Annotated in this window: 22 protein-coding genes; 16 read left to right on the forward strand and 6 right to left on the reverse strand. The window is 70.1% G+C overall.

Annotated elements, in window-relative coordinates:
- Nucleotides 1–71: 71 nt before the first annotated feature.
- The gene (locus tag TMZ1T_RS02005; RefSeq protein WP_004321114.1) at nucleotides 72–680 is read left to right on the forward strand and encodes a MarC family protein; all 609 of its coding nucleotides are present in this window, start codon (nucleotides 72–74) and stop codon (nucleotides 678–680) included.
- Nucleotides 681–688: 8 nt separating this feature from the next.
- Here TMZ1T_RS02005 and TMZ1T_RS02010 read toward each other — a convergent pair whose 3' ends face one another.
- Nucleotides 689–1,585, reverse strand: coding sequence for a LysR family transcriptional regulator (locus TMZ1T_RS02010; RefSeq protein WP_004321119.1), 897 nt, complete (start codon nucleotides 1,583–1,585; stop codon nucleotides 689–691).
- Between the two features lie 142 nt (nucleotides 1,586–1,727).
- Here TMZ1T_RS02010 and TMZ1T_RS02015 point away from each other — a divergent pair, with 142 nt between their 5' ends.
- The 4 genes from TMZ1T_RS02015 to TMZ1T_RS02030 are packed head-to-tail and all read left to right on the forward strand — an operon-like array spanning nucleotide 1,728 to nucleotide 5,881.
- Nucleotides 1,728–2,915 carry an acyl-CoA dehydrogenase gene (locus TMZ1T_RS02015; RefSeq protein WP_012584433.1) on the forward strand — a complete coding sequence of 396 codons (1,188 nt, stop codon included), beginning with the start codon at nucleotides 1,728–1,730 and terminating at the stop codon, nucleotides 2,913–2,915.
- Between the two features lie 17 nt (nucleotides 2,916–2,932).
- Nucleotides 2,933–4,156, forward strand: a complete 1,224-nt coding sequence (locus tag TMZ1T_RS02020) for a CaiB/BaiF CoA transferase family protein (RefSeq protein ID WP_012584434.1) — start codon at nucleotides 2,933–2,935, stop codon at nucleotides 4,154–4,156.
- A 40-nt stretch (nucleotides 4,157–4,196) separates the two neighbouring features.
- Nucleotides 4,197–4,946 carry an electron transfer flavoprotein subunit beta/FixA family protein gene (locus TMZ1T_RS02025; protein WP_012584435.1) on the forward strand — a complete coding sequence of 250 codons (750 nt, stop codon included), beginning with the start codon at nucleotides 4,197–4,199 and terminating at the stop codon, nucleotides 4,944–4,946.
- A gap of 2 nt (nucleotides 4,947–4,948) precedes the next feature.
- Complete coding sequence (locus tag TMZ1T_RS02030; RefSeq protein WP_012584436.1) at nucleotides 4,949–5,881, forward strand: electron transfer flavoprotein subunit alpha/FixB family protein; 933 nt, start codon at nucleotides 4,949–4,951, stop codon at nucleotides 5,879–5,881.
- 74 nt (nucleotides 5,882–5,955) lie between these two features.
- On the opposite strand, the gene pdxR is transcribed toward TMZ1T_RS02030, so the two are convergent.
- Nucleotides 5,956–7,440, reverse strand: a complete 1,485-nt coding sequence (gene pdxR / locus TMZ1T_RS02035) for a MocR-like pyridoxine biosynthesis transcription factor PdxR (protein WP_012584437.1) — start codon at nucleotides 7,438–7,440, stop codon at nucleotides 5,956–5,958.
- A 120-nt stretch (nucleotides 7,441–7,560) separates the two neighbouring features.
- Between pdxR and TMZ1T_RS02040 the strand changes: the two genes are divergently transcribed.
- The 6 genes from TMZ1T_RS02040 to gabT all read left to right on the forward strand — a co-directional run bounded on the left by TMZ1T_RS02040 (nucleotide 7,561) and on the right by gabT (nucleotide 14,899).
- Complete coding sequence (locus tag TMZ1T_RS02040) at nucleotides 7,561–8,667, forward strand: ABC transporter ATP-binding protein (protein WP_012584438.1); 1,107 nt, start codon at nucleotides 7,561–7,563, stop codon at nucleotides 8,665–8,667.
- Nucleotides 8,668–8,754: 87 nt separating this feature from the next.
- On the forward strand, nucleotides 8,755–9,795 hold the full coding sequence (locus TMZ1T_RS02045) for an ABC transporter substrate-binding protein (RefSeq protein ID WP_012584439.1): 1,041 nt from the start codon (nucleotides 8,755–8,757) through the stop codon (nucleotides 9,793–9,795).
- Between the two features lie 117 nt (nucleotides 9,796–9,912).
- Nucleotides 9,913–11,187, forward strand: coding sequence for an ABC transporter permease (locus tag TMZ1T_RS02050; protein WP_012584440.1), 1,275 nt, complete (start codon nucleotides 9,913–9,915; stop codon nucleotides 11,185–11,187).
- Between the two features lie 11 nt (nucleotides 11,188–11,198).
- Complete coding sequence (locus TMZ1T_RS02055) at nucleotides 11,199–12,023, forward strand: ABC transporter permease (protein WP_004314498.1); 825 nt, start codon at nucleotides 11,199–11,201, stop codon at nucleotides 12,021–12,023.
- Between the two features lie 76 nt (nucleotides 12,024–12,099).
- Nucleotides 12,100–13,560, forward strand: a complete 1,461-nt coding sequence (gene gabD, locus TMZ1T_RS02060) for an NADP-dependent succinate-semialdehyde dehydrogenase (protein ID WP_012584441.1) — start codon at nucleotides 12,100–12,102, stop codon at nucleotides 13,558–13,560.
- Between the two features lie 37 nt (nucleotides 13,561–13,597).
- Entirely contained in the window at nucleotides 13,598–14,899 is a 1,302-nt protein-coding gene (gene gabT / locus TMZ1T_RS02065; RefSeq protein ID WP_012584442.1) for a 4-aminobutyrate--2-oxoglutarate transaminase, read from the forward strand.
- 37 nt (nucleotides 14,900–14,936) lie between these two features.
- Here gabT and TMZ1T_RS02070 read toward each other — a convergent pair whose 3' ends face one another.
- Nucleotides 14,937–16,049, reverse strand: coding sequence for an NAD(P)/FAD-dependent oxidoreductase (locus tag TMZ1T_RS02070; protein WP_012584443.1), 1,113 nt, complete (start codon nucleotides 16,047–16,049; stop codon nucleotides 14,937–14,939).
- Nucleotides 16,050–16,348: 299 nt separating this feature from the next.
- Between TMZ1T_RS02070 and TMZ1T_RS02075 the strand changes: the two genes are divergently transcribed.
- The 3 genes from TMZ1T_RS02075 to TMZ1T_RS02085 all read left to right on the forward strand — a co-directional run bounded on the left by TMZ1T_RS02075 (nucleotide 16,349) and on the right by TMZ1T_RS02085 (nucleotide 19,792).
- Nucleotides 16,349–17,299, forward strand: a complete 951-nt coding sequence (locus TMZ1T_RS02075) for a TAXI family TRAP transporter solute-binding subunit (protein ID WP_004314492.1) — start codon at nucleotides 16,349–16,351, stop codon at nucleotides 17,297–17,299.
- A gap of 76 nt (nucleotides 17,300–17,375) precedes the next feature.
- Entirely contained in the window at nucleotides 17,376–19,409 is a 2,034-nt protein-coding gene (locus TMZ1T_RS02080) for a TRAP transporter permease (RefSeq protein WP_012584444.1), read from the forward strand.
- Nucleotides 19,409–19,792: a DUF1850 domain-containing protein gene (locus tag TMZ1T_RS02085; protein ID WP_004314490.1), complete on the forward strand. Its 384-nt coding sequence runs from the start codon at nucleotides 19,409–19,411 to the stop codon at nucleotides 19,790–19,792. The genes TMZ1T_RS02080 and TMZ1T_RS02085 overlap by 1 nt, the downstream gene beginning before the upstream one ends.
- Nucleotides 19,793–19,811: 19 nt before the next feature.
- On the opposite strand, the gene TMZ1T_RS02090 is transcribed toward TMZ1T_RS02085, so the two are convergent.
- From TMZ1T_RS02090 to TMZ1T_RS02100, 3 genes are read right to left on the reverse strand one after another with little or no spacing between them, the layout of a single operon-like run.
- Complete coding sequence (locus TMZ1T_RS02090) at nucleotides 19,812–20,360, reverse strand: chromate transporter (RefSeq protein WP_012584445.1); 549 nt, start codon at nucleotides 20,358–20,360, stop codon at nucleotides 19,812–19,814.
- Complete coding sequence (locus TMZ1T_RS02095) at nucleotides 20,357–20,986, reverse strand: chromate transporter (protein WP_012584446.1); 630 nt, start codon at nucleotides 20,984–20,986, stop codon at nucleotides 20,357–20,359. Before TMZ1T_RS02095 ends, TMZ1T_RS02090 begins: the two co-directional genes overlap by 4 nt.
- The gene (locus TMZ1T_RS02100; protein ID WP_004314484.1) at nucleotides 20,983–21,750 is read right to left on the reverse strand and encodes a 2'-5' RNA ligase family protein; all 768 of its coding nucleotides are present in this window, start codon (nucleotides 21,748–21,750) and stop codon (nucleotides 20,983–20,985) included. Before TMZ1T_RS02100 ends, TMZ1T_RS02095 begins: the two co-directional genes overlap by 4 nt.
- A 94-nt stretch (nucleotides 21,751–21,844) precedes the next feature.
- Between TMZ1T_RS02100 and TMZ1T_RS02105 the strand changes: the two genes are divergently transcribed.
- Nucleotides 21,845–22,747: an alpha/beta fold hydrolase gene (locus tag TMZ1T_RS02105; RefSeq protein ID WP_012584447.1), complete on the forward strand. Its 903-nt coding sequence runs from the start codon at nucleotides 21,845–21,847 to the stop codon at nucleotides 22,745–22,747.
- The gene (locus TMZ1T_RS02110; protein ID WP_004314481.1) at nucleotides 22,744–23,940 is read left to right on the forward strand and encodes an FIST signal transduction protein; all 1,197 of its coding nucleotides are present in this window, start codon (nucleotides 22,744–22,746) and stop codon (nucleotides 23,938–23,940) included. The genes TMZ1T_RS02105 and TMZ1T_RS02110 overlap by 4 nt, the downstream gene beginning before the upstream one ends.
- Nucleotide 23,941 lies beyond the last annotated feature (1 nt).

Here is a 23,941-nt window from a genome sequence, read left to right on the forward strand (position 1 = left end):
CGGCCGGCATCGTAGTCTGCGCGTCGCGGGACGACGGCGGGGATGCCCGCCCGCCCGCAGGAGCAAATCGAATGGAATTCGCGAAGATCTTCATCACGCTGGCGGCCCTGATCAACCCCTTCGGCGCCATCCCGGCCTTCATCGGCCTGACCCAGGGGCAATCGTCCCTCGAACGCCGCCGCACCGCGCGTACCGCCGCACTGGCGACCGTCCTCGTCATCACCGTGACCGCGCTCGCCGGCCAGTACATCCTGGCGGGTTTCGGCATCACCGTGCCCTCGCTGCAGGTCGGTGGCGGCGTGCTGCTGTTCATCGTCGCGATCTCGATGTTCAACGCCCAGCCCGCGCCGAGCCGCACCACCCCCGAGGAAACCGACGAGGCCGCCGAGCGCGCCAACATCGCCGTGGTGCCGCTGACGATCCCGCTGCTGACCGGGCCGGGCACGGTCAGCACGGTGATCATCTACGCCGACCAGGGTACGCGAACGGTGCTGATGCTGCTCGGCGCCGGCCTCGTGATGGGCGTCGTGGTGTGGTTCGCCTTCAACCTGGCCGGTCCGATCAGCCGCCTGGCCGGGCGCACCGGACTCAACATCATGACCCGGCTGATGGGCCTGGTGCTGGCGGCGCTCGCGGTGGAGTTCATCGCAGCGGGCATCCGTGCCTATGTGAACGCCTGAGGGCGCCCCTACAGCGGCGTGGCGCGCGCTTCCTCGACCAGCCATTCGCGGAAGTTCGTCAGCGCCGGCCGTTCCGCCTTGCCCTCGGGCACGATCAGGTAGTACGCCCGCGTGCTCGGGAAGCTGCGCAGGCAGGGGCTGATCAGGCTGCCGGCGGCGAGCTCCTGCTGGATCAGGAAGGGCGGGATCAGCGCCACGCCCATGCGCTCGATCGCCGCCTGCGCGAGCATCGAGAACAGCTCCAGGCGCATGCCGCCCATGTCGTTCGCGGGGCGCACGCCGGCCGAGGCGAACCACTGCCGCCAGGCGTAGGGGCGGGTGGTCTGCTGCAGCAGCGGCAGCTCGGCGACCTCGTCCGGGCTCATCTGCTCGCGCACGCCGGGCAGGGCCGGGCTGCATACCGGCACCGGATATTCCCGCATCAGGAAGTGCGCCTCGGTGCCCGGCCAGCCGGTGTCGCCGAAGTAGATCGCGGCGTCGAACTCGGTCTGGTCGAAGAGGAACGGCCGCGTCTGGGTGTGCATGTTCACCACCACGTCCGGGTTCCGCGCCTGGAAGCCGGCCAGGCGGGGCAGCAGCCAGCGCGTGGCGAAGGTCGGCACGACGGCCAGCTCGAGCACGCTGCCGGCGCCGTGGTGTGCCATGACCGCGAGCGTGTCGTGCTCGATCGCATCCAGCCGCGGGGCGATCTGGCGGCTGTAGCTCAGTCCTGCCTCGGTGAGCTGCACGCCGCGCCGGGTGCGGCGGAACAGCGGCACGCCGAGGAAGTCCTCGAGCGCGCCGATCTGCCGGCAGATCGCGCTCTGCGTGAGCGCGAGCTCCTCGGCGGCGCGGGTGAAGCTCTCGTGGCGCGCGGCGGCCTCGAAGGCGAGCAGCGCGGCGGTGCTGGGGATCTTCTTGCGCATGGCGGTCGAGATTTTCTTTCGGAGTTCCGGAAAGGCACAGATTACTGCAGAAATATCGCTTGAGCTGCGCTTCCGGAGTTCATAGGATGCGAATCACACACAGGCAGCCGCCTGCACGACCGATCGCACGAGGAGACACGACATGGCTTCGAACAAGGCTAGCTTCAACTGGGAAGACCCGCTGCTGCTCGACCTGCAGCTGACCGAGACCGAGCGCATGGTGCGCGACACGGCGCGCGCCTACAGCCAGGACAAGCTGCTGCCGCGCGTGCAGGAGGCCTTCCGCCACGAGAAGACCGATGCCGCGATCTTCCGCGAGATGGGCGAACTCGGTCTGCTCGGCGCCACCATCCCCGAGCAGTACGGCGGCTCCGGTCTCAACTACGTGTGCTACGGCCTGATCGCCCGCGAGGTCGAGCGTGTCGACTCCGGCTACCGCTCGATGATGAGCGTGCAGAGCTCGCTGGTGATGGTGCCGATCAACGAATTCGGTACCGAGGCGCAGAAGCAGAAGTACCTGCCCAAGCTCGCCACCGGCGAATGGATCGGCTGCTTCGGCCTCACCGAGCCGAACCACGGCTCCGACCCGGGCTCCATGATCACCCGTGCGCGCAAGGTCGATGGCGGCTTCAGCCTCTCCGGCAGCAAGATGTGGATCACCAACAGCCCGATCGCCGACGTGTTCGTGGTGTGGGCCAAGGACGACGAAGGCCAGATCCGCGGCTTCATCCTCGAGAAGGGCTGGAAAGGCCTGTCCGCGCCCGCCATCCACGGCAAGGTCGGCCTGCGCGCCTCGATCACCGGCGAGATCGTCATGGACGAGGTCTTCGTGCCGGAAGAGAACGCCTTCCCGACCGTGCGTGGGCTCAAGGGCCCCTTCACCTGCCTCAACTCGGCGCGCTTCGGCATCGCCTGGGGTGCGCTCGGCGCCGCCGAGGCCTGCTACGAGACGGCCCGCCAGTACACGATGGACCGTAACCAGTTCGGCCGTCCGCTCGCCGCCAACCAGCTCATCCAGAAGAAGCTCGCCGACATGCTGACCGAGATCACCCTCGGCCTGCAGGCGGTGCTGCGCGTGGGCCGCATGAAGGACGAGGGCATCGCCCCGGTCGAGATCACCTCGATCATCAAGCGCAACTCCTGCGGCAAGGCGCTCGACATCGCCCGCATGGCGCGCGACATGCTCGGCGGCAACGGCATCTCGGACGAGTACCCGGTGGCCCGCCACCTGGTGAACCTCGAGGTGGTCAACACCTACGAAGGCACCCACGACGTCCATGCGCTGATCCTCGGCCGTGCCATCACCGGCATCGCCGCGTTCAGCAACTGAGCCCACGGAGAGCCCCGATGCCCGGCGCCCTGTCGCACGTCCGCGTCCTCGACCTCTCGCGCATCCTGGCCGGCCCCTGGGCCGGGCAGATGCTGGCCGACCTCGGCGCGGACGTCATCAAGGTCGAGCGCCCCGGCGCCGGCGACGACACCCGCGGCTGGGGGCCGCCCTGGCTCAAGGACGAGCAGGGCGCCGACACCGACGTGGCGGCGTACTACCTGTGCGCCAACCGCAACAAGCGCTCGATCACCATCGACATCACCCAGGCCGAAGGCCAGGCGCTGGTGCGCCGGCTCGCCGCCGAGTCCGACGTGGTGCTGGAGAACTTCAAGGTCGGCGGCCTGGCGCAGTATGGCCTCGACTACGACAGCCTGAAGGCGGTCAATCCGCGCCTGGTGTATTGCTCGATCACCGGCTTCGGCCAGGACGGACCGTACGCGCCGCGCGCCGGCTACGACTTCCTCATCCAGGGCCTGGGCGGGCTGATGAGCATCACCGGCCGGCCCGACGGCGAGGAGGGCGGCGGTCCGATGAAGGTGGGCGTGGCACTCACCGACATCCTAACCGGGCTGTACGCTACCAACGCGGTACTCGCTGCGCTGGCCTGGCGCGAGCGCAGCGGCGAGGGCCAGTACATCGATATGGCCCTGCTCGACGTGCAGGTGGCCTGCCTCGCCAACCAGGCGGGCAACTATCTCGCCACCGGGCAGAGCCCGCAGCGGCTGGGCAATGCGCACCCCAACATCGTGCCCTACCAGGACTTCCCCACCGCCGACGGCTACATGATCCTCGCCATCGGCAACGACGGGCAGTTCGCGCGCTTCTGCGCGGCCGCCGGTGCGCCGCAGCTCGCGACCGACGAACGCTTCGCCACCAACCGCGCGCGCGTGGTCAATCGCGCCACGCTGATCCCGCTGCTGAAGAAGCTCACCGTCGAGCGCGGCACCGCGGAGTGGATCGCGAAGCTCGAGGCGCTCGCCGTGCCCTGCGGTCCGATCAACACCCTGGCCGACGTCTTCGCCGACCCGCAGGTGCAGGCGCGCGAGATGAAGGTGACGATGCCGCATCCGGTCGCCGGCCAGGTACCGCTCGTCGCCAGCCCGATGAAGCTCTCGGCCACGCCGGTGGACTACCGCCTGCCGCCGCCGATGCTCGGCGAGCACACCGACGAGATCCTCGCCGCAACGCTCGGTCTCGATGCCGGGGCGATCGCCCGCCTGCGTGCGGACGGCGTGGTCTGAGCCGGAACAAGAACACAGAAGACGAACACAAGGGAACAGCATGAAGATCCTCGTACCCGTAAAGCGCGTGGTCGATTACAACGTCAAGGTTCGCGTGAAGGCCGACGGCAGCGGCGTGGACCTGGCCAACGTCAAGATGAGCATGAACCCCTTCGACGAGATCTCCGTCGAGGAGGCGGTGCGGCTGAAGGAAGCGGGCGTGGCCACCGAGGTGGTGGCGGTGTCCTGCGGCGTGGGCGCCTGCCAGGAGACCCTGCGCGCGGCGATGGCGATCGGTGCCGACCGCGGCATCCTGGTCGAGACCGACGTCGAGCTGCAGCCGCTGGCGGTGGCCAAGCTCCTGAAGGCGGTGTGCGACAAGGAGCAGCCGCAGCTGGTGATCTGCGGCAAGCAGGCGATCGACGACGACGCCAACCAGACCGGCCAGATGCTGGCGGCGCTGGCGGGCTGGCCGCAGGCGACCTTCGCGTCCAAGGTGACGCTGGCCGACGGGAAAGCCGCGGTGACGCGCGAGATCGACGGCGGCCTCGAGACCCTGTCGGTGAAGCTGCCGGCGGTGGTGACCACCGACCTGCGCCTGAACGAGCCGCGCTACGCGACGCTGCCCAACATCATGAAGGCCAAGAAGAAGCCGCTCGACACCGTGAAGCCGGCCGACCTGGGCGTGGATGTCGCGCCGCGTCTGGCCACGCTCAAGGTCGCCGAGCCGCCCAAGCGCAGCGCCGGCGAGCGCGTGGCCGACGTGGCCCAGCTGATCGACAAACTCAAGAACGTTGCGAAGGTGATCTGAACATGGCCATTCTCGTCATTGCCGAACACGACAATCAATCGATCAAGGCGGCCACGCTCAACACCGTGAGCGCGGCCGCGAAGCTGGGCGGCGACGTCCATGTGCTGGTGGCCGGCGCCGGTTGCGCAGCCGCGGCCGAAGCGGCGGCGAAGGTCGCCGGCGTCGCCAGGGTGCGGGTGTGCGACGCGCCGCAGTACGAGGCGCAGACCGCGGAGAACGTCGCCGAGCTGGTGAAGGGCCTGGCGGGCGGCTACAGCCACGTGCTCGCGCCGGCGACGCCGGCGGGCAAGAACATGCTGCCGCGCGTGGCCGCGCTGCTGGATGTGGCGCAGATCAGCGACATCGTCGCGGTCGAGTCCGCCGACACCTTCGTGCGCCCGATCTACGCCGGCAACGCGCTCGCCACCGTCAAGAGCGCCGACGCGATCAAGCTGATCACCGTGCGCACCACCGCGTTCGACGCGGCCGAAGCCGGCGGCAACGCCGCGCCGGTGGAGGCGGTCGCGGCGGCGGCCGACCTCGGCGTGACCGCGCTGGTCGGCCGCGAGATCGTCAAGAGTGCGCGCCCCGAACTGGGCGCGGCCAAGGTCATCGTCTCCGGCGGTCGCGGCCTGGGCAGCGGCGACAACTACCACAAGCTGCTCGAGCCGCTCGCCGACAAGCTCGGCGCCGCGCTCGGCGCCTCGCGCGCGGCGGTGGACGCGGGCTACGTGCCCAACGACTACCAGGTCGGCCAGACCGGCAAGATCGTCGCGCCGCAGCTCTACATCGCGGTCGGCATCTCGGGCGCGATCCAGCACCTGGCCGGCATGAAGGACTCCAAGGTGATCGTGGCGATCAACAAGGACCCCGAGGCGCCGATCTTCCAGGTGGCCGACTACGGCCTGGTGGCCGACCTTTTCGACGCAGTCCCCGCCCTCGTCGCGGCGGCCTGACTCCTACCCGCCTCTCCCCCTCTGCGGCTCGTCCGGTCCGTTTCGACCGGCGGCCGCATTTTTTTCGTCCGCGTTCAGCGGCCTCCTGCCGGCAGGAGGCCGTGGATCAGCCGCACCAGCTTGAGTGCCGGGGCCTCGATCTGCTCCACCGGGACCGCCGCGAAGCCGAGGTTCATGCCGGGGCGCCGGTTGGCGGCGTCGATCGCGTAGAGCGACAGCGGCCGCATCACCACGCCCTCGCGCAGCGCCTGCGATGAGAGCAGCACGTCGTCGAGCGGGCGCTCGAAGTGGACCGGGATGTGCAGGCCGGCGAGGCCGCCGGCCGGCGTGGCGATGCCGGCGAGGTGGCGCCGCAGCACCGCGATGAGGCGGTCGCGGCGCTCCTCGTAGATGCCGCGCATGCGGCGGATGTGGGTGGTGAAATGGCCGCCGTCGATGAACTCGGCCAGCGCCGCCTGCTCGAGCATGCGGCCCTCGCGGTAGAGCTCGGCGTTGCCGGTGGTGAAGGCCTCGACGAGATCCTCCGGCACCACCAGGTAGGCCAGGCGCAGGCCGGGATACATCACCTTGCTGAAGGTACCGACGTAGATCACCCGCTGCGCCGCCGACAGGCCGAACAGCGAGGCCACCGGGTGGTCGTGGTAGCGGATCTCGTTGTCGTAGTCGTCCTCGATGATCCAGATGCGGTTCTTCTCGGCGTATTCGAGCAGGCGGAGCCGGCGTTCGAGCGACATCACCGCCCCGGTCGGGTACTGGCTCGAGGGCGACACGAAGATCAGGCGCGGCGGATGGTCCCAGTCCTCGGCCTGAGGATGGATGCCCTGCGCGTCCACCGGCACCGGGTGGATGGCGAGATCGCAGGCGGACAGCACGTTGCGCGCCCCCCAGTAGCCCGGATCCTCCATCCACGCCACGTCGCCGACGTCGGCGAGCATGCGCGCACACAGGTCGAGCGCCTGGTGCGAGCCGTTCAGGATCAGGATCTGCTGCGGGCTGCACGACATCATGCGGGTCACGCGCAGGTATTCGGCGAGCACCAGCTTCAGCGGCCCGTAGCCGCCGTAGCCGTACTGTGCGAGGTGGCGCTGCTCGAGCCGCATCTGCTTGGCGACCAGCTTGCGCCAGGTGGCGAAGGGAAAATGGGTGACGTCCGGGAAGCCGGGCATGAATGCGCCCGCCTGCACGCGGCTCGACAGCGCATCGGCGGCGATCCGGCACCCCCTTCGCGACAATCCCTCGCTGCGCGCGCCGACCATCCGCCGCGGTTTTTGCTGCGGCGCGGTAGCGGCCACGGCGTCGGAGACGAAGGTGCCCGAGCCCACCCGGCTGTCCAGATAGCCCTCGACGATGAGCTGGTCGTACACCCGCACCACGGTGTTGCGCCCCAAGGCCAGATCCGCCGCCAGGGTGCGGGTGGGCGGCAGCGCGGTGCCGGGGGCGAGCCGGCGCGCGATGATGGCCTCGCGGATGGCGAGGTAGAGGCGCGCGCGGGCGCTGGACGAGGGCGCCTGTTCCGCATAAGCGTGGGCGATGAGCTCGCAGCTGAGTCGGCAATCCATTGCAGTGCAGCAAAAATTGGTTCTATCAAATTATAAGTAATTGGATCAAGCCTGGGCCAATTCGTGGCCTAGGATTCGATCGCCAGAGCGCACAGCGCCCCTTGCAGGAGACGGAGACAGATGGAAGCGGTCCATAACAGCCAGGCACCCCATGTAAGCTTTCGCAACGTCCAGAAGACCTACGACGGCGAAACCCTCATCGTGCGGGACCTCAATCTCGACATTCGCCGCGGCGAGTTCCTCACCCTGCTCGGACCGTCCGGCTCGGGCAAGACCACCTGCCTGATGATGCTGGCCGGCTTCGAGACCCCCACCGGCGGCGAGATCCGCCTCGATGGCGAGGTCATCAACCGGGTGCCGCCCTATCGTCGCAACATCGGCATGGTGTTCCAGAACTATGCGCTGTTTCCGCACATGACGGTGGCCGACAACCTGCGCTTTCCGCTGCGCGTGCGCAAGCTGGCGGCCAACGAGGTCGAGGCGCGGGTGAAGCGCGCGCTCGGCATGGTGCAGCTCGAGGCCTTCGGCAGCCGCTATCCGCAGCAGCTCTCGGGCGGCCAGCAGCAGCGCATCGCGCTCGCCCGTGCGCTCGTGTTCGATCCACAGCTGGTGCTGATGGACGAGCCGCTCGGCGCGCTCGACAAGAATCTGCGCGAGCGCATGCAGCTCGAGATCAAGCACATCCAGCAGAACCTCGGCATCACCGTGGTGTTCGTCACCCACGACCAGAGCGAGGCGCTGACCATGTCGGACCGCATCGCCGTGTTCAACCACGGCGTGATCCAGCAGATCGACGCCCCCGAGGCGCTGTACGAATACCCGACGAATTCCTTCGTCGCCGACTTCATCGGCGAGAACAACGCGCTGGACGGCACCGTGGTGGCCGTGGCGGGCGAGGAGTGCGACGTGCGCCTCGACTGCGGCACGGTGCTGCGCGCGCGCACCGGCAACGTCGGTGCCGGCGGCCGCGCCCGCATCGCGGTGCGTCCGGAGCGCGTACAGCTCGCCGGCGAGGGCGAGGGCGCCAACCGGCTCGACGCCACCGTCCGCGAGCTGATCTACCTCGGCGACCAGATCCGCCTGCGCGTCGAGCTCGCCGGCAAGCACGAGTTCACCATCAAGGCGCCGATCTCGCAGCTCGACCGCTCGCTGCGCCCCGGCGACGCGATCCGCGTCGGGCTCGATCCGGCGCACACGCGGGCGCTCGACGTGCCCGCGGCGCACTGAGGCATCCGCCCACCGCCGCATCCGCAGTCCCGGCCGGCCGCCGGTCTTCACCCGCAGCACCCACATAACCAGAACCGGAGACACATCATGAAGCACGCCGCATCCTTCCTTCGCGCCGCCGTCCTCGTCGCCCTCGGGGGCGCCGTCGGCACCGCATCGGCCGACATCACCGTCATCTCCTTCGGCGGCGCCTCGCAGAAGGCGCAGGACAAGGCCTACTACGCGCCCTTCACCAAGGCCACCGGGGTCAAGGTCGTCGCCGGCGAGTACAACGGCGAGCAGGCCAAGGTGAAGGCCATGGTCGAGGCCGGCAACGTGACCTGGGACGTGCTCGAGGTCGAGTCGCCCGAGCTGGTGCGCGGCTGCGAGGAAGGCCTGTTCGAGAAGATCGACTTCGCGCAGGTGGGCGACAAGGCCGATTTCGTCCCTGCCGCCGTGAGCGAATGCGGCGTCGGCATCTTCGTGTGGTCGACCGCGCTCGCCTACAACGCCGACCGCCTCAAGGAGGCGCCGACCTCCTGGGCCGACTTCTGGAACGTGGACAAATTCCCCGGCAAGCGCGGGCTGCGCAAGGGCGCGAAGTACACCCTCGAGTTCGCCCTGCTCGCCGATGGCGTCCCGACCAGCGATGTATACAAGGTGCTCGCCACCCCGGCCGGCGTCGACCGCGCCTTCGCCAAGCTCGACAAGCTCAAGGCGAACATCCAGTGGTGGGAAGCCGGCGCGCAGCCGCCGCAGCTGCTTGCCTCGGGCGACCTGGTCATGAGCGCCGCCTACAACGGTCGCATCTCCGCAGCGCAGGTCGAAGGCAAGAACCTGAAGGTGGTGTGGAACGGCAGCATCTACGACGTCGATTCGTGGACCATCCCCAAGGGCTCGCCGAACAAGGCGGAGGCGCTCAAGTTCATCCGCTTCGCCAGCCAGCCGGAGAACCAGGCGGTGTTCTCGGGCGAGATCGCCTACGGCCCGGTCAACCTGAAGGCGGTGCCGGCGATCGACGCCAAGGTCGCCGCGGGCCTGCCGACTGCGCCCGCGAACATGAAGGGCGCGATGGCGACCGATACCGAGTTCTGGGTCGAGCACGGCGAGAACCTCGAGCAGCGCTTCAACGCCTGGGCCGCGCGCTGAGCGCTGCCTTCGTCGCATGCCCGTGCGCGGGCATGCCCGTGCCGCCGCGGGCGTCCGGCCCGCGCTGGCGGCCGCAACGCGCGGCCACCGTCTCCATCTGCCCGAACGGACTCGTCCATGAGCACTGCCGTCGACACCTCCGCTGCCGTTCCCTTGCCCGCCGAGGGCAATGGCACGCCGCTGAAGAAGCGCCTGCGCCGCGCCGAGCGCCGCCGCAACCTGCTCTTCGGCGCCCTGATCCTGCCGCTCGCGCTGGTGGTGCTGGTGGCCTTCATCTGGCCGATCGGCTCGCTGCTGACGATCGGTGTCGATAACCCCGAGATCCACGACAACCTGCCGCGCACGCTGGCCGCGCTCGAGGACTGGGACGGTCGCGCGCCACCGGCCGAGGCCGCCTTCCGCGCGCTCGCCGACGAGCTCGCCGCGGCCAAGGGCTCGCCGGCGATCGCCGCGATCGCCAAGCGCCTGAACCGCGAGGACGCCGGCTACCGCAGCCTGGTCATGAAGACCGCGCGCAAGCTGCCGCTCGATCCTGCCGTGCCGGCGCGCGAGGCGCTGCTGGCGATCGACGCGCAGTGGGGCGAGCTCGCCACCTGGCAGGCGATCCACCGCGCCGGCGGCGCGCTGACGCCGTTCTACCTGCTCGCCGCGATCGACCGCACGATCGACGCCGACGGCAACATCGTCGCCGCCCCCGCGGACGAGCGCATCTATGTGGACGTGCTGCTGCGCACCTTCTGGATGAGCCTGGTCGTGACCGTGTGCTGCCTGGTGCTCGGCTTCCCGGTGGCTTACCTGATGGCGAATCTGTCCACCCGCCACAGCAACATGCTGATGGTCTTCGTGCTGCTGCCGTTCTGGACCTCGGTGCTGGTGCGGGTGGCGGCGTGGATCGTGCTGCTGCAGAACGAGGGCCTGGTGAACCGCCTGCTGATGTGGCTCGGCCTCACCGACAGCCCGCTCCAGCTCCTCTTCAACCGCTTCGGCGTGTATGTGGCGATGGTCCACATCCTGCTGCCCTTCATGGTGCTGCCGCTGTACTCGGTGATGAAGGGCATCTCGCCGGTGTATGTGCGCGCCGCGCTCTCGCTCGGCTGCCCGCCCTTCCGCAGCTTCTGGAAGATCTACTTCCCGCAGACCCTGCCCGGCATCGGCGCCGGCGGCCTGCTCGTGTTCATCATGTGCATGGGCTACTACATCACGCCCGCGCTGCTCGGCGGTCCGAAGGAGCAGATGCTGAGCTACTTCATCGCCTTCTACACCAACCAGACGATCAACTGGGGCATGGCCGCCGCGCTTTCCGCGGTGCTGCTGGCGGCGACCCTGCTGCTGTACATGGTCTATGCCCGCTATCTCGGGCCGACCCGGGTCAAGTACATGAAGGCGCGCTGAGGACGACGACGATGCTGCAACCCTACGCTTCGCCCGTGGAACGGGCATGGTATTACGGCATGCGCGGGCTGGTCGGGCTGATCCTGGCCTTCCTGTTCCTGCCCATCCTGGTCATCGTGCCGCTGTCCTTCAACGCCGACAGCTTCCTGATGTACCCGATGTCGGGCTTCTCGCTGCGCTGGTACGAGGAGTTCGCCACCTCGCCGGCCTGGCGCCAGGCGCTGATGAACAGCCTGATCGTGTCGCCGCTCGCCACCCTGCTGGCGATGGTGCTCGGCACGCTGGCCTCGATCGGCCTGGTGCGCGCCGATTTTCCCGGCAAGGCGCTGCTCACCGCGGTGCTGATCTCGCCGATGGTGGTGCCGGTGGTGGTGATCGGCGTGGCGATGTACATCTTCTTCGCCCCGCTCGGCCTCACCGGCAGCTACACCGGCCTGGTGCTGGCGCATGCCATCCTCGGCGTGCCCTTCGTCGTCACCACGGTGACCGCGACGCTGCAGGGCTTCGACTTCAACCTGGTGCGCGCGGCCTCCAGCCTTGGCGCCAACCCGCTCACCACCTTCTTCCGCGTCACCCTGCCGATGGTCGCGCCCGGGATCATCTCGGGCGGCCTGTTCGCCTTCGCCACCTCCTTCGACGAGGTCGTGGTCACGCTCTTCCTCGCCAGCCCCGAGCAGGCGACGCTGCCGCGGCAGATGTTCGCCGGCATCCGCGAGAACATCAGCCCGACCATCGCGGCAGTCGCGACCATCCTGATCGTGCTGTCGACGCTGATGCTGATGACGCTCGAATGGTTGCGCCGGCGCGCCGAGCGCATGCGTGGCGCGCGCCGCTGAGCGCCGCGCTCGCGCCACCCCCGGCACCGACTCCAAGAACCCAAGCTTTCCCCCGACCACCCGACGGACCCCGACCATGAGCCTGAACCTGAAAGATCCCGACCTCTTCCGCACCCGCTGCCATGTCGATGGGCAGTGGATCGACGCCGACGACGGCGCCACCACGAGCATCCGCAACCCGGCCACGGGCGAGGTGCTCGGCACCATCCCGCGCATGGGCGCGGCCGAGACCCGGCGCGCCATCGCGGCCGCCAACGCCGCATGGCCGGCGTGGCGTGCGCTGACCGCCGGCGCGCGCGCGAAGATCCTGCGGCGCTGGTTCGAGCTCATCCTCGCCAACCAGGAAGACCTCGCCGTGCTGATGACCAGCGAGCAGGGCAAGCCGCTCGCCGAGGCGCGCGGCGAGGTGCTCTACGCCGCCTCCTTCATCGAGTGGTTCGCCGAGGAAGGCAAGCGCATCTACGGCGACGTGATCCCCGGCCACCAGCCCGACAAGCGCATCGTCGTCACCAAGGAGCCGATCGGGGTGTGCGCGGCGATCACGCCGTGGAACTTCCCCGCGGCGATGATCACGCGCAAGGCCGGTCCGGCGCTCGCGGCCGGATGCACGATGGTGCTCAAGCCCGCCACCCAGACCCCTTACTCGGCGCTCGCGCTGGCGGTGCTCGCCGAGCGCGCGGGGGTGCCGAAGGGCGTGTTCAGTGTGGTCACCGGCGGCGCGGCCGAGATCGGCGGCGAGCTGACCGCCAACCCGATCGTCCGCAAGCTCACCTTCACCGGCTCCACCGAGATCGGCGTCAAGCTGATGGCGCAGTGCGCGCCGAGCGTCAAGAAGCTCTCGCTCGAGCTCGGCGGCAATGCGCCCTTCATCGTCTTCGACGATGCCGACCTCGACGCCGCGGTCGAGGGCGCCATCGCTTCCAAATACCGCAACACCGGCCAGACCTGCGTGTGCGCCAACCGCCTGCTGGTGCAGGACGGTGTGTACGACGCCTTCGCCGCCAGGCTCGCCGCCGCGGTGGCGCGCCTGAAGGTGGGCAACGGCCTCGCCGAGGGCAGCACCCAGGGCCCGCTGATCGACATGAACGCGGTGGCCAAGGTCGAGGAGCACATCGCCGACGCGGTGGAGAAGGGCGCGCGCGTGCTCGCCGGCGGCAAGCGCCACGCGCTCGGCGGCAGCTTCTTCGAGCCCACCATCCTGGTCGACGTGACCCCGGCGATGAAGGTGGCGCGCGAGGAGACCTTCGGCCCGGTGGCGCCGCTGTTCCGCTTCAAGGACGAGGCCGAGGCGATCCGCATGGCCAACGACACCGAGTTCGGCCTCGCCGCCTATTTCTACGCCAGCTCGATGAACCGCGTGTGGCGGGTCGGGGAGGCGCTCGAGTACGGCATCGTCGGCATCAACACCGGAATCATCTCGACCGAGGTCGCGCCCTTCGGCGGCATGAAGTCCTCCGGCCTCGGCCGCGAAGGTTCCAAGTACGGCATCGAGGACTACCTCGAGGTCAAGTATCTGTGCATGGGCGGCGTGCAGTGAGCCGCCGTTCCCCCAAGCGAATCGACAGGAGACACCCATGAACGCCAACACCCTTCCCCCCGGCCTGCACAACGCCGACTTCATGGCCCGCCGTGCCGCCGCGCTGCCGCGCGGCGTGGGCCAGGCCCACCCGCTGTTCGCCACCAAGGCCCTCAATGCCGAAGTGTGGGACGTCGAGGGCCGCCGCTTCATCGATTTCGTAGCCGGCATCGCCGTGGTCAACACCGGTCATAGCCACCCGCGCGTGGTCGCCGCGGTGCAGGCGCAGCTCACCCACTTCAGCCACACCTGCTTCCAGGTCGTGGCCTACGACGGCTACCTGCGCCTGGCCGAGCGCCTCAACGCGCTCGCCCCGGGCGATGCGGCGAAGAAGACCATGCTGGTGAGCACCGGCGCCGAGGCGGTCGAGAACGCGGTCAAGATCGCGCGCGCCTTCACTGGCCGCCCGGGCGTGATCGCCTTCAACGGCGCGTTCCACGGCCGCACGCTGCTCGCGCTCGGCCTCACCGGCAAGGTCGACCCCTACAAGCTCGGCGTCGGCCCCTTCCCTGGCGAGATCTACCATGCCCCCTATCCCTGCGCGTTGCACGGCATCAGCGTGGAGGACGCCATCCACGGCATCGAGCTGCTGTTCAAGAACGACATCGAGGCGCGTCGCGTCGCCGCCTTCATCGTCGAGCCGGTGCAGGGCGAGGGTGGCTACTACCCCGCGCCCGCCGAGTTCCTGCAGCGCCTGCGCGCGCTCGCCGACAAGCACGGCATTCTGCTGATCGCCGACGAGATCCAGTCCGGCATCGGCCGCTGCGGCAAGATGTTCGCGGTCGAACACAGCGGCGTGGTGCCCGACATCATCACCCTGGCCAAGGGCCTCGGCGGCGGCTTCCCGGTCGCGGCGGTGGTGGGCCGTGCCGAGGTCATGGACGCGCTCGCCCCGGGCGGCCTCGGCAGCACCTATGCCGGCGCGCCGATGGCCTGCGCCGCCGCGCTCGCCGTGCTCGACGTGATGGAAGAGGAGAAGCTGTGCGAGCGCGCGCTCGCGATCGGCGAGCACATGCAGCGCCGCCTGCGCGACATGGCGGCGCGCCACAAGTGCATCGGCGACGTGCGCGGCCTGGGCGCGATGGTGGCGGTGGAGTTCTTCCACGATGGCGACCATGCGCGTCCGGCGCCGGAGATCGCCAAGGCGGTGATCGCCGCGGCGCTGCAGCGCGGCTTGTTGCTGCTGTCCTGCGGCAGCTACGGCAACGTGCTGCGCCTGATGGTGCCGCTCACCATCGAGCAGGCGGTGCTCGACGAAGGCCTCGACCTCCTCGCCGCGGCGATGGACGCCGCGGCCTGATCGGGGTCGGACCTGTGCGCCGGGGAGCGCTGCGGAGTCAGCGCCCCTCGGCCGCGAGCAGCGCCGCGACGTGCTCGCCGATCGCGAGCGCCGCGGTGAGGCCGGGCGATTCGATGCCGTAGAGATGCACCAGCCCCGGCGTGCCATGCGCCGACGGGCCGTCGATGCGGAAGTCGGCGTCGGGCTCGCCGGGGCCGACGATCTTCGGGCGCACGCCGGCATAGCCCGGCTGCAGCCGCTGCGCGTCCAGGTCCGGCCACCAGCGCCGGATCGCGCCGGCGAAGCGCTCCACGCGCGTTGGATCCACGGTGTAGTCCGGCGCGGCGATCCACTCCACGTCGGGACCGAACTTCGCCTGTCCGCCCAGATCCAGGGTCAGGTGCACGCCCAGCCCGCCCGGCTCCGGGATCGGGTAGATCAGGCGCGAGAACGGCGCCTTGCCCGCGTAGCTGAAATACACCCCGCGCGCGTAATGCGCCTGAGGCGCCTGCGCAGAGGCCGGAGCCAGGATCGCGCGCCCGAGCGCCGGCGCATCCAGCCCCGCGGCGTTCACCACCCGCTTTGCCTTCAGCGCGGTGGCGGCCTCGCCTCCGATGCGCAGCACGATGCCGTCGGCCTCCGCGCGGCCCTCCAGCACCGGGCTGCCGAGCGCCAGCATCGCGCCATGGCGCTCGGCCTCGCCGAGCAGCGACAGCATCAGGCCGTGGCTGTCGACGATGCCGGTCGAGGGCGACAGCAGCGCGCCGTGGCCGGCGAGCGCCGGCTCGAGCGCGGTGAGCTCGGCGGCGTCGATGTGGCGCAGGTCGTCCACGCCGTTGGCGCGCGCGCGTTCGGCGATCGCCTGCAGGGCCGGCGCCTGCGTCGCGGTGCTGGCGACCACCAGCTTGCCGCAGCGCGCATGGTTGACTCCGTGCTGCGCGCACCAGGCGTACAGGCGCTGGCGGCCCTCCACGCACAGGCGGGCCTTGAGCGAGCCGGGCGGGTAGTACAGCCCGGCGTGGATCACCTCGCTGTTGCGGGCGCTGATGCCGGTGCCGAAGGCGGTCTCGCGCTCGACGATCACGACCTCGCGCCTGCTGCGGGCGAGGCTGTGCGCACAGGCGAGGCCGACCACGCCGGCGCCGATCACGACGGTATCGACTGTTTCCATGGGGTTGGGACGGCTGGACGCGTGTGCGAGCGTAGGCCGGAAGGGTTGCGGAGCGGCGGTTGTAGCAGATCGCCCACGCGCCGGGGAAGAGGGGGAATCCCCGGGATAGACCCCTGGGGTCGCCCGTGCGCAACCGCCGCTGCGCGGGATTCGAAGTGCGCAAGTGGCGGCCGGACGCGTTCGCCTATCAGGGAAAACGCCGAGCACCGCGGTGGTGCGCTGCGGGCGGGGGTGTTGTTAAAGTGTGGCTGTCCATCGATGGGCAGATAATCGATATTTATTCCAAGGAGGAGTCATCGATGAAGTCCCTGATCCGCAAGTGCGCCCTCGGCACCGTGTTCGTCGCCATGACCACCGCGGCCTCGGCCGCCACCTTCGTGAACGTGCTGACCGGCGGCACCAGCGGGGTGTACTACCCGCTCGGCGTCACCCTGTCGCAGCTCTACGGCGAGATCATTCCCGACAGCAAGGTCCAGGTGCAGGCCACCAAGGCCTCGGCGGAGAACCTCAACCTGCTGCAGGCGGGCCGTGGCGAGATCGGCTTCTCGCTTGCCGACTCGGTGTCCGACGCCTGGAAGGGCAACGCCGATGCGGGCTTCGCCAAGCCGCTCGACAAGCTGCGTGCGATCGCCTCGGTCTACCCCAACTACATCCAGATCGTCGCCCTGGCCGACGCCGACGTGAAGACGCTCGCCGACCTCAAGGGCAAGCGCATCTCGGTCGGCGCGCCGCGCTCGGGAACGGAGATCAACGCGCGTGCCATCCTGAAGGCCGCGGGCCTCTCCTACGCGGACTTCGCCAAGGTCGAATACCTGCCCTTCGGCGAATCGGTCGAGCTGATGAAGAACCGTCAGATCGACGTCACCCTGCAGTCGGCCGGCCTCGGCGTGGCGGCGCTGCGCGACCTGTCGGCGGCGGTGAAGGTCAACTTCGTGCCGGTGCCGGCCGAGGTGGTGGCCAAGGTGGGCGACCCCGCCTACCGTGCGGCCGCGGTCCCGGCCAACACCTACGAGGGCCAGGCCGCCGAGGTGCCGACGGTGGCGATCAACAACCTGCTCGTGACCAACGACAAGGTCTCGAACGAGGTCGCCTACCAGATGACCAAGGGCCTCTTCGACAACCTCGAGCGGCTGGGCAACTCGCACTCCGCCGGCCGCCAGATCAAGCTCGAGAAGGCGGTCGAAGGCCTGCCGATCCCGCTCCATCCGGGTGCGGAGAAGTTCTATCGCGAGAAGGGCCTGATCCAGTAAGCCCTCTCGCCCGCCGCCCGGGTGCGCATCGCCGCGCCTGGGCGGGCCGTGCCCCGCTTCCCTCTCCGGAACTGCCATGAGCTCCTCCGTCGATTCGCCTGTCGCCGTCGCCGGCAAGGGCATGCTGCGCGTCGTCTTCTACAGCGCGATCCTGTTCTCGGTCTTCCAGCTCGTCACCTCGGCCTTCAGCCCGCTGTCGAGCACCGTCGTGCGCGCGCTGCACGTCGGTTTCCTGCTGCTGCTGACCTTCCTGCTCCATCCTGTGCAGGGCGGGCAGGGGCGCACCAGCCTGGCGACCAAGGTCATCGGCTTCGGCGCGCTGCTGCTGTCGGGCTATCACTGGATCTACGAGGCCGACCTCGTGCAGCGTGCCGGTGAGCTCACCCAGGCCGACATGGTGGTGGGCGTCGTCACGCTGGTGCTGGTGTTCGAGGCTGCGCGCCGCATCATGGGGCTGGCGCTGCCGCTGATCTGTCTCGGCTTCCTCGCCTACGCCCTGTTCGGCGAGTACCTCCCGGGCGAGCTCGCCCACCGCGGCTATGGGCTGGACCAGGTGGTGGGCCAGCTCGCCTTCGGCACCGAGGGGATCTACGGCACGCCGACCTACGTGTCCTCGTCCTACATCTTCCTGTTCATCCTGTTCGGCGCCTTCCTCGAGCAGGCGGGCATGATCGACCTGTTCACCAACTTCGCCCTCGGCACCGTAGGCCACACCAAGGGCGGCCCGGCCAAGGTCGCAGTGGTGTCGTCCGGCCTGATGGGCACGATCAACGGCTCGGGGGTGGCCAATGTGGTCACCACCGGCCAGTTCACCATCCCGCTGATGAAGAAGTTCGGCTACACGCCGGCCTTCGCCGGCGCGGTCGAGGCCACCAGCTCGATGGGCGGGCAGATCATGCCGCCGGTGATGGGTGCGGTGGCCTTCATCATGGCCGAGACGATCAACGTGCCCTACGTCGAGATCGCCAAGGCGGCGGCGATCCCCGCCATGCTGTACTTCTTCACCGTGTTCTGGATGGTCCACCTCGAGGCCGGCCGCGCCGGGCTGAAGGGGCTGCCGAAGGAGGAGTGCCCCGACCCGTGGGTGGCGATCCGCGCGCGCTGGTACCTGCTGCTGCCGCTCGTCGGCCTGGTCTACCTGCTCTTCGCCGGCTTCACGCCGATGTTCGCCGGCATGGTGGGCCTGGCGCTGACCGTGGTGCTGCTGTTCGGCAGCAGCCTGGCGCGCCATCTCAACGGCACCTCGCTGCGCCTGCTGTTCTGGATCGTGCTCGGCCTGGCCTGCTCGGCCTTCGCCAAGGTCGGGATCATCTCGGTGGTCGCGGTGGTGGCGGTGCTCGCGGTGCTGCTCGCGCCGCGCGCCGATGGCCGCCACACCCTGCGCCTGGCGGCGAGGGCGCTGGTGGACGGCGCGCTGCACGCGCTGCCGGTGGGCGTGGCCTGCGCGCTGGTGGGCGTGATCATCGGCTCGCTGACCCTGACCGGCGGCGCCACCGCCTTCGCCGGCTACATCATCCAGATCGGCGACGACAGCCTGTTCGTCTCGCTGCTGCTCACCATGCTCACCTGCCTGGTGCTCGGGATGGGCATCCCGACCATCCCGAACTACATCATCACCAGCTCGATCGCCGCACCCGCGCTGCTCGAGCTCGGCGTGCCGCTGATCGTCTCGCACATGTTCGTGTTCTATTTCGGGATCATGGCCGACCTCACCCCGCCGGTCGCGCTCGCCGCCTTCGCCGCGGCGCCGATCGCCAAGGAGAGCGGGCTGAAGATCGGCGTGCGCGCGGTACAGATCGCCATCGCCGGCTTCATCGTGCCCTACATGGCGGTGTATGCGCCCGAGCTCATGCTGCAGGGCGACAAGGGCTTCGAGGCGACGCTGTACGTGGTCTTCAAGGCCCTGCTCGCCGTCACGCTGTGGGGTACGGCGGTGGTCGGCTACTTCCGCTCGCCGATGAACCCGCTCGAGCGCGTGCTCGCCTTTGTCGCCGCGTCCATGCTGGTGGTCGCGCTGCCGATCACCGACGAGCTCGGCTTCGGCCTGGCGGCGCTGGTGCTGGGCTGGCATATCTGGCGCTCGCGCGACACACAGGCGCTCACCGTCTGATGGCGGTCTGCCTCGCCACCAGCGTCGCTGCCGCGGTGGTCGCCGCAAACGCCTTCACCCTGGCGTGGACGCACTCGATCGAGCGCGTGCGCTGGGAGGAGGCGTGGCGGGTGGAAGACGGGGGGCTGGTGCTCGAGCGCGTGCGCGTGCGCGGCCACGGGGCGGGAATGGAACCGGCGGAGGGCGCGGTGCTGCGCGATGGCGCCTGGGAGTGGCACCCGCGCAGCCGCCACGCCGTGCTGCGCCTCACGCGCTCGGCCTATACCGCCGACTACGAGTGGTGTGCAGATGGCGAGTCCTGCAGGCCCTTGTCCGCGCTGATCGCCTCCGATGGCGGCGTCACCGAGCTGCGTGCCTGTCCGGGAGGCGAAGCGGTGCGCTGAGTCGCTCGCGCCGCGCTGCTCAGGCGATGCCCGCGGCCCCCAGCAGCGCGCCGACCAGGATCATCCAGATCGGCGCCAGCTTCGTCCGCAGCGTCACCAGCGCGGTCAGCGTGATCAGCACCAGGGCGCCGTTGCGGTGCGCCGGGTCGCCGAGGAAGGGCAGGGCGAGCAGCCAGCCGGTGGCGAATACCAGGCCCACGGTGACGGGCGCGAGCCCGGCGGTGAACGCGCGCACCAGCGGCGTGTCGCGCCGGCTCGCGCCCCAGCGGCTCACCCCCAGCGAGAGCAGCGTCGAGGGCAACAGGATGCCCACCAGCGCCGCCGCCGCCCCGGGCAGGCCGGCGGCCTGGAAGCCGAGCACCGGCACGAACAGCACGTTGGGCCCGGGTGCCGCCTGGGCGAGCGCGATCGCGGTGGTGAAGTCGGCGTCGCCGATCCAGCCGCGCTCGACGACGAAGTAGCGGTGCATCTCGGGCGCGGTCGACATGGCGCCACCGATCGACAGCAGCGACAGGGTCAGGAAGTGCAGGAAGAGGGCGAGCAGCTCGCCCGCCGGCAGCGTGTTCATCGCATTTCCTCCCCGTGCGCGGCACGCGCGTCGAGCACCGTCACTCGCCAGCGCGCCAGGCCCCAGCCGAGCAGGCCGAGGCCGATCACGATCCATGCCAGCGGCAGGCGGAACACCGCGATCGCCACCAGGCTGGCGAGGCCGAGTGCTGCGCACAGCCAGGGGCCGAGCAGGTTGCCGCGCAAGGTGCCGAGCATCTTGAAGGCCATCGCCAGGATCAGCCCCGCCGCCACCGCGCCCATGCCACGCAGCGCGCCGGCGACGGCGGGGTATTCGGCCAGGCGCTCGTAGCTCGCGGCGAGCGCGATCACGATCAGGAAGGGGGCGAGCAGCATGCCGGTGATGGCCGCGAGCGCGCCGCGCCAGCCGAAGTAGCGGTCGCCGATCATCAGCGACAGGTTGACCACGTTGGGCCCGGGCAGCATCTGCGCGATCGAGTACAGCTCGACGAACTCGGCGCGGCTCAGCCAGCCGCGGCGGTCGACCAGCTCGCGCTGGGCGACCGCGAGTACGCCGCCGAAGCCCTGCAACGCGAGCAGGCTGAAGGCGATGAAGAGCGCGAAGGGCGAGGCGGGGCGATTGCCTGCGGGCCCGCTCGGCGCGACGTCGGGGGAAGGTGTGCTCATGGCGTCTCCGGATGGCGGCCCGCTGCCGGCGTGGGGGCCTGGTCCGCGTCGCCGCGCGCGTCGGGGGCAGGGAGGCGCTCGACGGCGGGCACCGCGTCCCGCCAGTGCAGGCGCCGTGTGGCGAGATCCCACTCGGCCAGCGTGAACAGGGCACCGCCGATTTCGGTGGCGGCGTAGCCCATCAGGCTGATGTGCTCGACCGTGCAGTGCAGCGGTGGCTGTGGCGCGAAGGCGTCGAGCCGGGGCGCGACCGCGGCGGTGTGCAGCGCGTCGGCGTACAGGCCCACGGTCACGTGCGGCACGTACTCGCCCTGCGGGTGCGGCGTGTCCGTGTGCAGGCAGGCGCGCAATGCGGCCAGCGCACCGAGGGCGCCGTCGACATGCAGGAAGGGCGCCGACGAGAAGCTCTCCAGGCCGCCGATGGTGAGCGTGAAGGGCTTGATCCGCGCCGCCGCCAGCGCCTCGACGCGGGCCTGCAGCCAGGCGTGGTCGAACTCGTCCGCCGCCGGCTCCGCGCCCTGTGCCGGAAAGCCGCAAAGGGCCAGGGTGATGTGCGGCTGGCGGCGGTAGCCGTCGAGCAGCAGCCCGTCGAGCGCGCGCTGCGCGGCGACCACGCGCGCGCGCACCGCCGGCAGGTCGACGTCGATCGCCCACAGCAGGTAGTGCGGCCGGCCGCGATGCCACTCGTGGAAGTCGCGGCGTTCGTTGCGAAGGGTCTGCGCCTCGGCGAGAAAGCGCCGGCGCAGCGTGGCGGGATCGGTCATGCGGGAGCGCGGGGTGGCGGGGCGGGGGATGCCCGACGGACGGTGGCGGGATGGAATCGACGGCTAGAATGGAAGCGTGATTGTCCCGGAAAAGATGCCCGCCCGCATGCACTACACCGTCCTCGAGCCCTCCTCCACCGAACGCGTCGCCATCCGCGGCCTCGAATACAACGTGCGCCGCTGGGGCCCGGCCGACGCGCCGAAGGTCTTCCTGCTGCATGGCTGGATGGATACGTCCGCCACCTTCCAGTTCGTCGTCGATGCGTTGCGTCACGACTGGCAGCTGATCGCCCCCGACTGGCGCGGCTACGGCGAGACCACCTGGCTGCACCGCCCCTACTGGTTTCCCGACTACTACGCCGACCTCGAGGCCCTGCTCGCCCACTACGCGCCCGCTGGCCCGGTGCGCCTGGTCGGCCACAGCATGGGCGCCAACATCGCCGGCATCTACGCCGGTCTGCGCCCGCAGCGCGTGGCGCGGCTGGCGATGCTCGACTTCATCGGGCTCAAGGCGCCGGCCGACGTCGATGCGCCGCAGCAGCTCGGGCGCTGGCTCGACGCCCAGCTCGCACCGCCGCCTGCCCGCATCTACGCCGACCGGGCCGCGCTCGCGGAACGCCTGCGCGCGGTCAATCCGCGCCTCACCCCGGCGCGTGCGGAGTTCCTCTGCCGCCACCTCGGGCGCGTGCGTGCCGACGGACAGGTCGAGATCGCCGGCGATCCCTGGCACAAAATCCCCTCGCCCGCGGTCTACCGCATCGAGGACGCGATGGCGTGCTGGCGGCGTGTGCGTGCCCCGGTGCTGATGCTGGTCTCCGCCGAGGGCTATGTGCATGACCGCTTCGGCGACGAGCCGGAGGAACTCCAGCGCCGCATCGACTGCTTCGCCGATGCCCGCGTCGTCACCGTGGCCGATTGCGGCCACAATCTGCAGCACGACCAGCCCGAGGTGGTGGCGGCCGAGCTGGAGGCGTTCCTCGACCGGGAGATCCCATGAACCCGACCCGCTTCGCTGCCGGACATGCCGCCCACGCCGACTGGCGGGTGGCGCTCGCACGCGCGCTCGACGCCCTGCTGCTCGACCTGCGCGCCGCGGGAGGCCATGACCATGCGGGGCGGGACGGGCTGCCCGAATATACCCTCGGCTTCTGCTACCTGAGCGACCGCTTCGCCGCCGACGCCGACGAGATCGTCGCCGAGTTGCAGCGCCGCCTGCCCGGCGTGCATTGGGTCGGCACTGTGGGCATCGGGGTGGCCGCGACCGGTGCCGAGCACTTCGACGAGCCGGCGCTCGCGCTGATGCTCGCACCCCTGCCGCGGCGCGCCTTCCGCGTGTTCTCGGGGGTGCAGCCACTGCGTGCGGATGCCGAGGACTTCCACCCGCACACCGCGCTGGTGCACGCCGACGGCCGCACCCCGGACCTGCAGGAGCTGCTGCCCGAACTCGCCGAGCGCACCGCGAGCGGTTACCTGTTCGGCGGGTTGACCGCCTCGCGTGGGCGCAGCGTGCAGATCGCCGACGGTGTGTTCGACGGCGGCGGCCTGTCAGGGGTGGCCTTCTCCGCCGAGGTCGGCGTCGTCTCGCGCGTCACCCAGGGCTGCCAGCCGATCGGGCCGCGGCGGCTGGTGAGCCGCGCGCGGGACAACTTCGTCATCACACTGGACGGTCGCGGTGCGCTCGACTGCGTGATGGAGGATCTCGGCCTGCCGCCCGACATGGCGCTGGAGCCGGTCGCCGAAGCCTTGTCGAACACCCTGGTCGGGCTGCATCCGGGGGCGGACGCGGAGCTCGTCGCCCCCGCCGCCTTCGGTGCCGACATGCTGGTGCGCAACATCATCGGCCTCGATCCACGTGCCGGCGTGGTGGCGATCGGCGATGAGGTGGAGCAGGGCGCCTGGCTGATCTTCTGCCGGCGCGACCCTGCTGCGGCGCTCGCCGACCTGCGCCGCGTGGCGCGCGAGATTCGCGACGAGCTGGTGGACAGCGACCGTGTCGCGCTCGGCGCGGTGTATGTGAGCTGCTCGGGCCGCGGTGGCCCGCACTTCGGCCGTCCGGCGGCCGAGCTCGAGCTGATCCGCGACGTGCTCGGCGACGTGGCGCTGGCGGGCTTCTTCGCCGGCGGCGAGATCGCCCACAGCCGCCTCTACGGCTACACCGGGGTGCTCACCGTGTTCGCCGCGCCGCGCTGAC

The sequence above is a fragment of the Thauera aminoaromatica genome (assembly GCF_000021765.1).
Taxonomy (GTDB): Bacteria; Pseudomonadota; Gammaproteobacteria; order Burkholderiales; family Rhodocyclaceae; genus Thauera; species Thauera aminoaromatica.